This is a genomic window from Mycobacterium sp. NGS24 (genome assembly GCF_059813065.1).
Genome location: NZ_JCALDW010000003.1, coordinates 381,144 through 394,292, shown reverse-complemented (window position 1 = coordinate 394,292; position 13,149 = coordinate 381,144). Strand labels below are relative to the sequence as shown.

Sequence of the window (13,149 nt, the reverse complement as noted above, 5' to 3'; positions counted from 1 at the left end):
TCTCGATGACTGATGCAGTCGCCCTACCGGGGCCTCAGCGACCCAGCAAGCGGTTCTTCTGCTCGGTGTATTCCTCGTCGGTCAAAATCCCCTCGTCGCGCAGCTTGGTGAATTCACGTAGCTCGGCCGCGACTCCGGTGACCACAGCCCGGGGCTTGTCGTTGGTCGGCTCACCGGTTTCGCCGGGTGCCGCGTTGTCGCCGGGGGTCCCAGCAGTTCTGGCGCGAGCGGCCCCCACCGCCTTCCCGGCATCCTTGCCGACGCGCCGTCCGGCGCCCACGGTTCCGGCCATGGCTCGTCCGGCCATGCCCGCCAGTGCCAGCTGACCGAGCGTGCCGGCCGAGCCGGCTCCCGCCACCGGTACGGCGGCGACTTCCGCTGCGGATCCAGCCAGCGCCGGCAGCGTGTACGCGACCGGGCGCACCGAAGGGGTGGCGACGGTCCACGTCGGCGGCACGGACAACGCCCCGACCGTGTTGGCCTCACCCAGACCGGCCGACAACTTCGGCGGCGGTACCGTGCCCGCCGGCAAGTTGAGCAGCGGCGCCGGAAACGGCTCCACCGGCGCCGGCTCCGTGCTCGGAAAGGGCATAACGCCATCCCAGCCGCTGAGGATCTCGTCGCTGTGCAGACCCACCATGGTGCTGTAGATGGCGACCGGAAGGTTGACCACCCCGAGCACACTGGCAGGCACGCCGAGCCCAAGGGTGGCGATGGCCGCTGACAGGCCGAAGGTGATGGTGGACAGATCGCCCAGCACGGCGAGCAGGAGCAATGGGTCCTCCGCGGCCGCCGCCGGGGTCGCCGCGCTCTGCAGCGCGCTAGGCACCGCGGCAAAGGCTCGCTGGACGGCGCTCTCCGTCGCGGCCCGTCCGGCTGCAGCCTGGTTGGCCACGCCGTCCGGGTCAGTGATCTGCGGGGGTGGTTCGAACGGCGTCAGCTCGGTCGCTGCGGCCGAGGAGGCTGCGTAGCTGTACATCGCCGCCGCGTCCTGGGCCCACATCTCCCCGTACTCGGCTTCGGTGGCCGCAATCGCCTGGGTGTTCATGCCGAACACATTGGTCGCGACCAGGGTCGACAACTGACTGCGGTTGGCCGCCACGATCGGCGGCGGAACCGTCGCCGAGAACGCGGTTTGGTAGGCAGCGACGGCGACCTTGGCCCGGGCGGAGGTTTCTTCGGCCTGTGCAGCGGTGGCTCGCAACCACGCCGCATATGACGCCGCCGCTGCGCTCATCGACGCCGACGACGGCCCCAACCAGGGACCAGCGGTCAACGCCGACACCACGGCCTGGAGCGAACTCGCCGCCGAATTCAGTCCCGTGCCGAGCGCACCCCACGCCTCGGCCGCGGCCAGGAACGGTCCCGACCCAGCACCGGCAAACATGAGGGCCGAGTTGACCTCTGGCGGGTAGCTCCCGAAATTCATGACTCGTTGCTCCTCGAAGCACCGTGTCCGGGTTGAACTCATCGCACCGCTCGTGGCGCAGGGACCCGAGGACGGAATCAGTGGACAAGCCAGGGTACTTCGGCCGCCGCACATCGCGCCCCGCGATGCGGCATATACATAGGCCGCGCATATTTTGCCGCAGCCTGAACCGAATTAGACGAGCGCCGGCACGACGATTCATGTTGATATCGCAATATTTGGATGTTAGCGTCGGGAAAACCCTGTAGAAAGGTGCGGATGATGGCGGTGCAGGTGCTTTTGGCCAAGGCGGCTTCGACGGTGATCACCGGGCTTGCCGGGGTGACCGCCTACGAAGTGCTCAAGAAAGCCGCCAGGAAAGCACCCCTGCACGAGACCGCGGTGAAGAGCGCCGAACTGGGTCTGCGCGGCACCCGCAAGGCAGAAGTAGCCGCCGAATCGGCCCGCCTCAAGATCGCCGATGTGATGGCCGAAGCGCGCGAACGCATCGGCGAAGAGGCACCCACCCCGGCCGTCGGCGAAGTCCACGACCACGATCACTGACCAGCACATGACGCCGGAAGTCGTTTCCGACGCCGCCGGTCGGATGCGAATCAAGGTCGACTGGGTTCGCTCCGATGCCCGGCGCGCCGTCGCCGTGGAGGACGCCGTCGCCGGGTGCGACGGCGTGCGGGTGGTGCACGCCTACCCACGGACCGGGTCGGTCGTCGTCTGGTACTCCCCCAGCCGCTGTGACCGCGCCGCGGTGCTCGACGCCGTAGCGGGCGCCAAAAGCACTGCGGCGGAACTGATTGCGGCTCGGGCCCCGCACTCGTCGGAGATCCGCAACACCGACGTGCTGCGCATGGTCATCGGCGGCGCCGCGCTGGCACTGCTCGGGATACGCCGCTATGTGTTCACCCGCCCCCCATTGCTCAGCCCGAGCGGGCGAGTGGTCGCCACCGGCGTCACCATCTTCACCGGTTACCCGTTCCTGCGCGGCGCGCTGCGCTCGGTGGGCTCGGGCCGGCTCGGCACCGATGCGCTGGTCAGTGCGGCCACCGTGGCCAGCTTGGTGCTGCGCGAGAATGTGGTGGCGCTGACGGTGTTGTGGCTACTCAACATCGGCGAATATCTGCAGGACCTGACGTTGCGCCGAACCCGGCGCGCCATCTCGGAGTTGTTGCGCGGCAACCAGGACACCGCCTGGTTGCGGCTGCCCGACGGCACCGAGGTGCAGGTCGCCATCGACACCGTCCAGATCGGCGACGAGGTAGTGGTCCACGACCACGTCGCGATCCCGGTCGACGGCGAGGTGGTGGCCGGCGAGGCCGTGGTCAACCAGTCCGCGATCACCGGGGAGAACCTGCCGGTCTCGATCACAGCCGGAGCACATGTGCACGCCGGGTCGGTGGTGGTGCGCGGCCGGCTGGTGGTGCGCGCGCAGGCCGTCGGCAACCAGACCACCATCGGCCGCATCATCACCCGGGTCGAAGAGGCGCAGCACGACCGCGCCCCGATCCAAACGGTCGGGGAGAATTTCTCCCGCCGTTTCGTGCCCACGTCGTTCGTCGTCTCCGCCTTGACCCTGCTGGTCACCGGCGACGTGCGGCGCGCCATGACGATGCTGCTGATCGCCTGCCCGTGCGCGGTGGGGCTGTCCACCCCGACATCCATCAGCGCGGCCATCGGCAACGGCGCGCGGCGCGGCATCCTGATCAAGGGCGGTTCGCATCTCGAGCAGGCCGGCCGGGTCGACGCGATCGTCTTCGACAAGACCGGCACGCTGACCGTCGGACGTCCGGTGGTGACCAATATCGTTTCGCTGCACAAGGATTGGGAACCCGAGCAGGTGCTGGCCTACGCCGCCAGCTCGGAGATCCACTCACGGCACCCGCTGGCCGAGGCGGTGATCCGCTCCACCGAGGAACGCCACATCAGCATTCCGCCGCACGAGGAGTGCGAGGTGCTGGTGGGGCTGGGCATGCGGACCTGGGCCGACGGGCGCACCCTGTTGCTCGGCAGTCCGGGACTGCTGCGCGCCGAGCACGTCCGGGTGTCCAAGAAGGCACAGGAGTGGGTCGACAAGCTGCGCGCCGAGGCGGAGACCCCGCTGCTGCTCGCGGTGGACGGCAAACTGGTGGGCCTGATCAGCCTGCGCGACGAAGTGCGACCCGAGGCCGCCGACGTGCTGAAGCTCTTGCGAGCCAACGGCATTCGCCGGATCGTGATGCTGACCGGAGACCACCCGGACATCGCCGCGGTGGTGGCCGCCGAATTGAATATCGACGAGTGGCGCGCCGAGGTGATGCCTGAGGACAAGCTCGAGACCGTGCGGCAACTACAGGGCGAAGGATACGTGGTCGGCATGGTCGGCGACGGCATCAACGACGCCCCCGCCCTGGCTGCCGCCGACATCGGCATCGCGATGGGACTGGCCGGCACCGACGTCGCGGTGGAGACCGCTGATGTGGCGCTGGCCAACGACAACCTGCACCGACTGCTGGACGTGCGGGACCTGGGCGCCCGTGCGGTGGACGTCATCCAACAGAACTACGGCATGTCGATCGCCGTCAATGCCGCCGGGCTGCTGATCGGGGCGGGCGGCGCGCTGTCACCGGTGCTGGCCGCGATCCTGCACAACGCGTCGTCGGTCGCGGTGGTGGCCAACAGCTCGCGACTGATCCGCTACCGACTGGACTGAGCCGCACATAGATCGCCAATATTGGTGTGCGGCAATATCTTTCATCGGACAACGAAATTTGGTCCACCCAATTGGCCAAAATCGGCCAACGTGCGGTGGGTGACCGATACGATGCGCTCACCGGTGGCAGCCCAACTGGCCGTAAGCCATCTGGCGGCGAGGAGAAGACCATGTCCTATGTGTCCGTAGTGCCCGATGCAATTGCCGCTGCGGCCGCGCAGGCGTCGGGAGTGGGCTCGGCGGTGAGCGGCGCCAGCCAGGCTGCCGCGGGCGCCACGACGGCGATGACGGCCGCTGCCGCGGATGAGATCTCCGCGACCATCGCCGCGTTGTTTTCCGCCCACGGCCGCCAATACCAGGCGATGCAAGCGGAGGCGGCGGCGTTGCACGAACAGTTCGTACGCGCCCTGTCCGGGGCCGGGGGCGCCTACGGCTGGGCCGAGGCGGCCAATGTCGCGTCGGTGCAGAGCTTTGAAGAGGCAGTGCTGGCGGCGATCAACGCCCCGACCAACCTGCTCCTGGGCCGCCCGCTCATCGGCGACGGCACCAACGGTGCGGCCGGCACCGGCGCCAACGGCGGCGCCGGCGGCCTGTTGTGGGGCAACGGCGGCAACGGCGGGTCCGGCGGAGTGGGGCAGGCCGGCGGCCGTGGTGGCGATGCCGGATTGTTCGGCCGCGGCGGTGCCGGCGGCGCCGGCGGCCAAGGTGTGCCGGGGGCCAGTGGCACCACCAAGTTCGGCGGGCCCGGCGGGATCGGCGGCGTCGGCGGGGCAGGCGGGAACGGCGGCCTGTTGTGGGGCGACGGCGGAGCCGGCGGGATCGGTGGAACCGGCGGCACCGGCGGGGCCGGGACGGACGGCGGCCTGGGCGGACGCGGCGGCACCGGGGCGTCCGGTGGAGCCGGAGGCAATGCGCCAGGATTGTTCGGCGGCACCAACGGCGACGGCGGCCGCGGCGGCGACGGCGGGTTGGGTGGCCGGGGCGGTCACCTGGCGGCCGGTACCGGTGGCAACGGCGGCAACGGCGGCACCGCTGGTCAGGGCGGCAGCGCCGGGAGCGGTGGGACAGGCGGGAGCGCGGGTGACGCCGGCATCGGCGGGACGGGTGGCAACGGCGGCGACGGCGTCCACGGCGGCGACGGCGGCAAGGGTGGCGACGCAGTCGGTGCCGGCACCGCGAATGCCACCGCCGGTCGCGGCGGCGACGGCGGCGCCGGCACCGTCCGTGGCGGCAGCGGCGGCGACGGCGGATTGGCCACGGCCCACGGCACCGGCAACGCGACCGGCGGCAACGGGGGCCGCGGTGGCGACGGCGGAGGCGATGGTGGTGACGGCGGCACCGGACTGATCGCCAACGCGAACTCGACGGCGACCGCCACCGGCGGCACGGGTGGCGACGGCACCAACGGCGCCTCCGGCGGCAACGGCGGCCGGGGCGGCAACGCTGAAAACGAAGGTCTCGGCGCCAACTTCGCCGGTGGCGGTGGCAGCGGCGGTCAGGGCGCCACCGGCGACGGCGGTGACGGTGGCACCGCCGGCAGCTCACTGGTCAACAACCCCAACTCGACGGCCGATCTCGTCGGTGGCGTAGCCGGCGCGGGCGGCAACGGTGGCGGCACCGGTGATGGCGGCCGTGGCGGCGACGGCGGCCTGGCTTACACCTCCGGCCTGGGCACCGTCACCGGCTCCGACGGCGCAGCCGGTGGGACCAGCTTTGCCGGACAAGGTGGCGACGGCGGCGACGGCGGCGGCGGCATGATCGACTCCACGACCTCCACCGCGACCGCAACCAGCGGTTCCGGCGGCAACGGCGGCTCAGGATTCGCCGGCGGCAACGGCGGTAACGCCGGCGAGGCGGAGAACGGCGGACTGGGCAACAACGTCGCCGGGGCGGGCGGTGCCGGTGGCAAAGGCAGCATCGGAAATGGCGGCACCGGGGGCGCCGGCGGCCATTCGCAGATCGACAACCCCAACTCGACGGCAAATGCCGTCGGCGGTAAAGCCGGCGCGGCCGGCAACAGTTCCGGCGGCACCGGAGGTGTCGGCGGCGAAGGCGGATCGGCTGAGAACAACGGCTTGGGTGCGGCGACAGGCACTGCCGGCGCACCCGGCGGGACCAGCACGTTTAGCAAGGGCGGCGACGGGGGTGTCGGTGGTTTCGCGTCGATCGGCTCCACCACCTCGACTGCTTCCGCCACCGCCGGGAACGGCGGTCAGGGTGGCGCCGGCAGTGCCGCCGGTGGCAACGGAGGCGCCGGCGGCAGCGCGCAGAACGCGGGTCTGGGCAGCGGCTTCGGCGGGGCGGGCGGTCAGGGCGGCGCCGGCACCGATGTCGGCAGTACCGGCGGCGCCGGCGGCACCGGCGGCGATTCGACGATTTCTGCCACCCTCCCGTCGACCAGCAAGTCCGTCGGCGGCAACGGAGGCAACGGCGGCGACGGCCTCGCCACGGGCGGCGCCGGCGGCAAGGGCGGCAAAGCCTTCGGAATCAACCCCCAGCAGGGAACGGACGGCTCCCCCGGCCAATAGCCGACGGCTGCCGGAGGGATCAGCAGCAGTCCTCGCCGCGCCAAGCGCGGACTCCCTGCCACACCGCGATCCCAGCGACGGCCAGTCCGATCACCGGGTCGATCCACCATCCGGCGGGCCAGGCCGCGGTGACGGCCAGCCCGACCAGCACCCCGGCGGCCTGCACCGCGCACAGATAGTTCTGCGTGCCCTCTCCCGCGGTGGCCCCGGACCGCAGACGCGTGCCCAGCCGGCGATTCGCCCAGCCGAGCACCGGCATCAGGATCAGGGCCAGTGCGGTCAAGCCGATCCCGATCACCGACGTCTCCGCGTGCTCGCCGACGAACAGGTGACGGATGGATTCGGCGGCGACATACGGAGCCACCAGCCAGAAAGACACCGCGACACCGCGTTGGGCACGTCGTTCGGCGGTGTCCGACAGCACCCGGTCACCGCTGAACCGCCACACCACCATGGCGCTGGCCAGGCCCTCGGATGCCCCGCCCAGGGCCCAGCCGGTCAATGCGACCGACCCGACCGCCAAGCCCTGCCACACACCGATGCCACCCTCGATCAGCAACACCGCGAGGCTGACCCAGGCCAGCCGGTGTGCCCACCGCGCGTTGCGCTGCCATTCGGAGTCGTGCAGCGCAGGCGCCGCGTGCACGTGGGAGGTGGCCGCAGTCTCCATCCCGTCGATGCTAGCGGTGCGCCGGCTGCGACCGTGCCATGCGCGCCCGCTTGTCGGCGCCTCGTTAATCTGTCTAACCATGCCGAACAACGCCGCCGCCAAACCTCTGGACGGCTTCCGGGTACTGGACTTCACCCAGAACGTGGCCGGACCGCTGGCCGGACAGGTGCTGGCCGACCTGGGCGCCGAAGTCATCAAGATCGAGGCGCCTGGCGGCGAACAGTCCCGGCGCCTCACCTCGGTGTTGCCCGGCCGGCCCCCACTGGCGACCTACTTCCTGCCCAACAACCGCGGCAAGAAGTCGGTGGCCGTCGACCTCACCGACGACCGGGCCAAGCAGCAGATCCTGCAGCTGGCCGACACCGCCGACGTGGTGCTGGAAGGGTTCCGGCCCGGCGTCATGGAACGGCTCGGCCTCGGTCCGGACGAACTGCGGTCCCGCAACCCGACATTGATCTATGCCCGGCTGAGCGCTTACGGCGGCAACGGACCCCACGGCTCACGCCCCGGCGTCGATCTGATGGTCGCCGCCGAAGCGGGCATGAGCACCGGCATGCCGACACCCAGCGGCAAGCCGCAGATCATCCCGTTCCAGCTGGTCGACAATGCCAGTGGTCACGTGCTGGCCCAGGCGGTGCTGGCCGCCCTGCTCAATCGGGAACGGCACGGCGTCGGCGACCTCGTCGAGGTCGCGATGTACGACGTCGCGGTCGGCCTGCAGGCCAATCAGCTGACCATTCACCTGAACAAGACCGGCGCGCCGGCGCCGGCCCCGAAATCCGACGCGCCGGTCAAGAAACGTAAGGGCGTCGGCTTTGCCACCCAGCCGTCGGACGCCTTCCGCGCCTCCGACGGCTACCTGGTGATCAGCGCCTACGTGCCCAAGCACTGGACCAAACTGTGCGAGATCATCGGCAGACCCGACCTGATCGACGACGAGCGGTTCGCCGACCAGCGGTCCCGGGCGATCAACTATCCGGAACTGACCGACGAACTCGAGCAGGCGCTGGCCACCAAGACTGCGGCCGAATGGGTCGAGCTGCTGCAGCAGGGCGGCCTGATGGCCTGCCTGGCTTACAGCTGGAAACAGGTGGTGGACACCCCGCTGTTCGCGGAGAACGACCTCGCCCTGGTCGTCGGCGACGGCGAGGCCGCGGTCACCGTGATCCGCACCCCGGCGCGCTTCGCCAGCTTCGACGCCACGGTCACCGACCCGCCGCCGGCGGTCGGTCAACACAACGAGCTGTACCTCACCGGCGGTTCTTAAGCGCGGTTCGCCAATCGGTGTCTTTCTTTGAATACGCCATGAATCGGTGCTCGGCCGACCGATTCCGCGTGCCGCGAGGGACGATTTGGGCGTCCGCCTCCGGCGGAAATCATAGCGGGATTCACATGTTTGCTGCCGGCAGATATGACGTTTCCCGCCGGTCCGCCGCCCGGTGGACACGGTACGGACAGGCCGTGTTCACCCCGGTCGTGAAAGGTCGCCGGCGAGCGGCGGTCGCATCGGTCCGCTGACTGTCCAGACGGCCGGGTTCTGAGGAGTCCTATGAGCAGCACCACCACCGGTTCCGCTGCGGCGCCGGAGTCCGGCGGCCTCCTGACTAATTTGCGCCATGACCTCCCGGCATCCATGGTCGTGTTCCTGGTCGCGCTGCCGCTGTCGCTGGGAATCGCGATCGCCTCCGGCGCCCCGCTCGCCGCGGGGCTGATCGCCGCGGTGGTCGGCGGTATCGTCGCCGGCGCGCTGGGTGGTTCTTCGGTTCAGGTCAGCGGCCCGGCTGCGGGCCTGACCGTGGTGGTCGCCGAGCTGATCGAACATCTCGGGTTCGAGATGTTGTGCATGATGACCCTGGCGGCCGGTGTGCTGCAGATCCTGTTCGGCGTGAGCCGGATGGCGCGCGCCGCGCTGGCGATCGCTCCCGTCGTCGTGCACGCCATGCTCGCGGGTATCGGCATCACCATCGTGCTGCAGCAGTTCCATGTGCTGATCGGCGGCAAATCGTTCAGCTCGGCGTGGCAGAACCTGATCGCGATCCCCAACGGGATCCTGCACCACGAACTGCACGAGGTGATCGTCGGCGGCACGGTCATCGTCATCCTGTTGGCGTGGGGCAAGCTGCCGCCGAAAGTGCGGATGGTTCCCGGCGCCCTGGTGGCCATCGTGGCTGCGACGATCCTGGCCAGGGTGGTCGGCCTCGATGTGGAGCGCATCAATCTGCAGGGCAGCTTCTTCGACGCCATCGGCCTGCCCCAGCTTCCGGAACCGGGCAGGCCGACCTGGACCACCGAGATCAGCACCATCGTCTTCGGCGTCCTGACCATTGCGCTGATCGCCAGCGTGGAGTCGCTGCTCTGCGCGGTCGGGGTCGACAAGCTGCACAGCGGTCCGCGCACCAACTTCAACCGGGAGATGATCGGGCAGGGCAGCGCAAACATGCTGTCCGGTCTGCTCGGCGGATTGCCCATCACCGGCGTCATCGTGCGCAGTTCGGCCAACGTGGCCGCCGGTGCCCGGACCCGGATGTCGGCGATCCTGCACGGCGTGTGGGTGTTGCTGTTCGCCTCGCTGTTCACCGACCTGGTCAAGCTGATCCCCACCGCTGCCCTGGCCGGCCTGCTCATCGTGATCGGTTTGCAGCTGGTCAAACTGGCCCACGTCCAGTTGGCCTGGCGCACCGGGAACGCCGTCATCTACAGCATCACCATCGTGTGCGTGGTGTTCCTCAACCTGCTCGAGGGTGTGGCGATCGGCTTGGCCGTGGCGATCGGCTTCCTGCTGGTGCGCGTGGTACGGGCCCCCATCGAAGCCCGCCCGGTGGGCGACGAGACCAAAGAGTGGCGCGTCGACATCGACGGCACGCTCAGCTTCCTGCTGATGCCGCGCCTGACGGGCGTGCTGTCCACGTTGCCGAAGGGTTCTGACGTCACGCTGAACCTCAACGCCGACTACATCGACCATTCCATCTCGGAGGCCATCTCAGACTGGAAGACCAGCCACGAAGCCACCGGCGGGCGGGTCCGAATCAATGAGATCTCACCGGCGAACCTGTCCACCGCGCACACCAGGCCACCGAAACGCCACTTCAAGTCGGGCTCGTTGCGGGAAGTCCCGTGGACGTCACGCCGGGACCGCAACGGAGATCGGTCCGACGTGTCGATCCTCGACGGCGTCGAGGAATATCACCGCAGCGGCGTGCCGCACCTGCACCACCACGTCTCGGAGTTGACCGATTCGACCAACCCGGACACCCTGTTCCTGACCTGCGCGGATTCCCGGATTCTGCCGGACACCATCACCGCCAGCCGGCCCGGGGACCTTTACATCGTCCGCAATGTCGGCAACCTGGTGCCCGACGATCCCGCCGATCGCTCGGTGGACGCCGCGCTGGACTTCGCGGTCAACCGGCTGGGCGTGACATCGGTGGTGGTCTGCGGTCATTCGTCGTGCCGCGCGATGCAGGTGCTGCTGGACGGCACGTCTGTCGACCCCGGCACTGCGATCGGCCGCTGGCTGGAGTACGCCCAGGAGAGTCTGGACGCCTACCGCAACCATCACACGGCCCGGGTGAGCAGCACGTCCAACGGCTTCCGGTTCAGCGACGTCGACCAGCTGGCGATCGTGAACATCGCAATGCAGGTGGACCGGCTGAGCCGGAACCCGATCCTGGTGCCCGCGCTGGAGTCGGGCGCGATACAAGTGGTCGGCATCTTCTTCGACTTCGCCACGGTGCACGTGCACGTGATCGACCGGGACGGCATCGTGCACGCCGCCGAGTCCGCCGACGCGATGGCTCAGCCGTTGGGCAGCCGCACGACCTGAAGGAAGAACTCGTCGATCTGCCGGACCGCGTTCATGAACTGGTCGAGGTCCACCGGCTTGGTGACGTAGGCGTTGGCGTGCAGCTTGTAGCTGCGCAGGATGTCTTCCTCCGCCGAAGACGTGGTCAGCACCACGACCGGAATCCGGCACAGCTCGGGATCGGACTTGATCTTCTGCAGCAGTTGCCGGCCGTCGTATTTCGGCAGGTTCAGGTCGAGCAGGATGAGGTCGGGCCGCGGCGCGTGCTCGTAGGCGCCGCGCTTGTAGAGGTAGTTCAGCCCTTCCTCACCATCGCGCGCCACATGCAACCGGTTGTTGAGCTTGTTGTGCTCGAAGGCTTCTCGGGTGATGAGTTCGTCTCCCGGGTCGTCCTCGACCAGCAGGATGTCGATCGCCCGACCGGGTGCCATCATCATCATTCGCGTGCTCCTTCTGCAGTGACCAAGCTCTGTTGGACCGCCGCGCCGGCCCCCCCGTTGGACTCGACGATCGGCAGGGTGAACTCGAACCGTGTCCCTTCGGTATACGAGGTGTCGATCCACACGGTGCCGCCGTGATGTTCGACGATCTTCTTGCATAACGCGAGCCCGAGTCCCGTTCCACCATAGGCGTCGCGACCGTGCAGGCGCTGGAAGATGATGAAGACCTTGTCGACGAACTCCGGCGGAATACCGATGCCGTTGTCGGCGACGCTGAGCAGCCAGAAACCCTGCCGGTTGCCGGTGCCGCGTTGGCAGTCGATGACGATCCGGGGCGCGAGGTCTTCCCGGCGGAACTTCACCGCATTGCCGATCAGGTTCTGCCACAGCATGGTCAGCAGCGTCGGGTCGCCGTACACCTGGGGCAGACGCGGGTTCAGCCGGACGATCTCGGCCTGCGATTCCTCGATCGCGACCGCGAGGTTGGCCACCGCCGAATCAAGTGCGGTGTCGAGCTCGACGGCGGTGTACTTGGTGTTGAGCCGGCCCACCCGGGAGAAGCTGAGCAGGTCGTTGATCAGCACCTGCATGCGCTTGGCGCCGTCCACAGCGAAGTTGATGTATTCCACACCGCGGGCGTCGAGCTTGTCCGCATACCGCCGCTCGAGCAACTGACAGAACGAGGCGACCTTTCGCAGCGGTTCCTGCAGATCGTGGGACGCGACATAGGCGAACTGCTCCAGTTCGGCGTTCGACCGGCGCAGATCGCTGGCCTGCTCGTCCAGCTGGGCCTGGGCGATCTGGGAATCTTCCAACGCGAGCACGATTCCCTGCCGCATGTTCTCCACATCGACGGCCATGCCGCGGATGTCGGCGGGCCGACGCGGCGGCTCGATGGTCTCGGTGAAATGGCCGTCGGTGATAGACCGGCACGAGGCGGCCAGCGCGGCCAGCGGACGGGTGACCGCACGCTGCACCAGCAGGCCCAACAACGCGGCGGTGGCGATGAACACCAGCACCATCCCGCCCAGCACCCGGTCCCGCCAGTCGTTCATGCGCTCGAGTCGGGCGGCGCCGCCGTCGCGGGCCGCGGTCAGATGGGCATTCTGCGCATCGAAGAGAGCGCGCAGGTGGTCGAAGTCGGACTTGCCCAGGGCCGCCGTGGCATTGGGCACCACCGCCGCCACGTGCGGAGTGACCCGGGAAATCAGTGGCTCCGCGTAGTCGTGACGCCACCTGGCCGCGGTCGTCTCGACGGCTTCCAGGTCGGCGATCAGATCGGGCCGTCGCACCAGGCGCTGCCGAATGTCCTGCGAGGCCGCCTGTTCGGCGCGTATCCCGTCGTAGTACGGGGTGAGGAACTGCGGATCGGCGGAGATCAGATAGCCCCGCAGGCCCGTCTCCTGATCGCGCAACGCCGACTGCAACTGGGCGGCCGCCACCCGCGACGGCTGGATGTCGTCGCGCAGCGAACGCGACACCTCGTCGGTGCGGTCCAGCAGCAAGCTGCCGATCACGGCACCCACCAGCACCAGCACGCCCATCGTGGCCAGCACGTACACCAGCCAGCCCCGGACGGTGAGCTGCGCCTTGGGCA

The 13,149-nt window shown here is 69.1% G+C and carries 9 protein-coding genes; 5 read left to right on the top strand and 4 right to left on the bottom strand.

Going from position 1 to position 13,149, the window contains the following annotated elements; translation table 11 throughout:
• Positions 1 to 34: 34 nt before the first annotated feature.
• A complete protein-coding gene (locus AC5Y6Y_RS07350) occupies positions 35 to 1,429 on the bottom strand; it encodes a PPE family protein, SVP subgroup (protein WP_473139713.1) in 1,395 nt (464 codons plus the stop codon).
• A gap of 261 nt (positions 1,430 to 1,690) precedes the next feature.
• Between AC5Y6Y_RS07350 and AC5Y6Y_RS07345 the strand changes: the two genes are divergently transcribed.
• From AC5Y6Y_RS07345 to AC5Y6Y_RS07335, 3 genes are all read left to right on the top strand, one after another.
• On the top strand, positions 1,691 to 1,972 hold the full coding sequence (locus AC5Y6Y_RS07345) for a DUF1490 family protein (RefSeq protein WP_463828290.1): 282 nt from the start codon (positions 1,691 to 1,693) through the stop codon (positions 1,970 to 1,972).
• A gap of 7 nt (positions 1,973 to 1,979) precedes the next feature.
• Entirely contained in the window at positions 1,980 to 4,112 is a 2,133-nt protein-coding gene (ctpC, locus tag AC5Y6Y_RS07340) for a manganese-exporting P-type ATPase CtpC (RefSeq protein ID WP_473139714.1), read from the top strand.
• 170 nt (positions 4,113 to 4,282) lie between these two features.
• Entirely contained in the window at positions 4,283 to 6,640 is a 2,358-nt protein-coding gene (locus AC5Y6Y_RS07335; protein ID WP_473139715.1) for a PE family protein, read from the top strand.
• 19 nt (positions 6,641 to 6,659) lie between these two features.
• On the opposite strand, the gene AC5Y6Y_RS07330 is transcribed toward AC5Y6Y_RS07335, so the two are convergent.
• Positions 6,660 to 7,310 (bottom strand): cation efflux transmembrane domain-containing protein, encoded by a 651-nt coding sequence (locus AC5Y6Y_RS07330; RefSeq protein ID WP_463828293.1) that lies wholly within the window; start codon positions 7,308 to 7,310, stop codon positions 6,660 to 6,662.
• A 79-nt stretch (positions 7,311 to 7,389) separates the two neighbouring features.
• Between AC5Y6Y_RS07330 and AC5Y6Y_RS07325 the strand changes: the two genes are divergently transcribed.
• Complete coding sequence (locus AC5Y6Y_RS07325) at positions 7,390 to 8,577, top strand: CoA transferase (RefSeq protein ID WP_473139716.1); 1,188 nt, start codon at positions 7,390 to 7,392, stop codon at positions 8,575 to 8,577.
• Positions 8,578 to 8,859: 282 nt separating this feature from the next.
• Positions 8,860 to 11,133 (top strand): SulP family inorganic anion transporter, encoded by a 2,274-nt coding sequence (locus AC5Y6Y_RS07320; protein WP_473139717.1) that lies wholly within the window; start codon positions 8,860 to 8,862, stop codon positions 11,131 to 11,133.
• On the opposite strand, the gene AC5Y6Y_RS07315 is transcribed toward AC5Y6Y_RS07320, so the two are convergent.
• Positions 11,106 to 11,546, bottom strand: coding sequence for a response regulator (locus AC5Y6Y_RS07315; RefSeq protein WP_463828359.1), 441 nt, complete (start codon positions 11,544 to 11,546; stop codon positions 11,106 to 11,108). The genes AC5Y6Y_RS07320 and AC5Y6Y_RS07315 overlap by 28 nt on opposite strands.
• A 2-nt stretch (positions 11,547 to 11,548) precedes the next feature.
• Positions 11,549 to 13,096 carry a sensor histidine kinase gene (locus tag AC5Y6Y_RS07310; RefSeq protein WP_463828360.1) on the bottom strand — a complete coding sequence of 516 codons (1,548 nt, stop codon included), beginning with the start codon at positions 13,094 to 13,096 and terminating at the stop codon, positions 11,549 to 11,551.
• Between the last annotated feature and the right edge of the window lie 53 nt (positions 13,097 to 13,149).

Bases quoted from the DNA above. Each gene is read 5' to 3' on its own strand.
- AC5Y6Y_RS07315 (WP_463828359.1), bottom strand. From the start codon at position 11,546: ATGATGGCACCCGGTCGGGCGATCGACATCCTGCTGGTCGAGGACGAC.
- AC5Y6Y_RS07345 (WP_463828290.1), top strand. From the start codon at position 1,691: ATGGCGGTGCAGGTGCTTTTGGCCAAGGCGGCTTCGACGGTGATCACC.
- ctpC (WP_473139714.1), top strand. From the start codon at position 1,980: ATGACGCCGGAAGTCGTTTCCGACGCCGCCGGTCGGATGCGAATCAAG.
- AC5Y6Y_RS07350 (WP_473139713.1), bottom strand. From the start codon at position 1,429: ATGAATTTCGGGAGCTACCCGCCAGAGGTCAACTCGGCCCTCATGTTT.
- AC5Y6Y_RS07310 (WP_463828360.1), bottom strand. From the start codon at position 13,096: ATGGGCGTGCTGGTGCTGGTGGGTGCCGTGATCGGCAGCTTGCTGCTG.
- AC5Y6Y_RS07320 (WP_473139717.1), top strand. From the start codon at position 8,860: ATGAGCAGCACCACCACCGGTTCCGCTGCGGCGCCGGAGTCCGGCGGC.
- AC5Y6Y_RS07330 (WP_463828293.1), bottom strand. From the start codon at position 7,310: ATGGAGACTGCGGCCACCTCCCACGTGCACGCGGCGCCTGCGCTGCAC.
- AC5Y6Y_RS07325 (WP_473139716.1), top strand. From the start codon at position 7,390: ATGCCGAACAACGCCGCCGCCAAACCTCTGGACGGCTTCCGGGTACTG.
- AC5Y6Y_RS07335 (WP_473139715.1), top strand. From the start codon at position 4,283: ATGTCCTATGTGTCCGTAGTGCCCGATGCAATTGCCGCTGCGGCCGCG.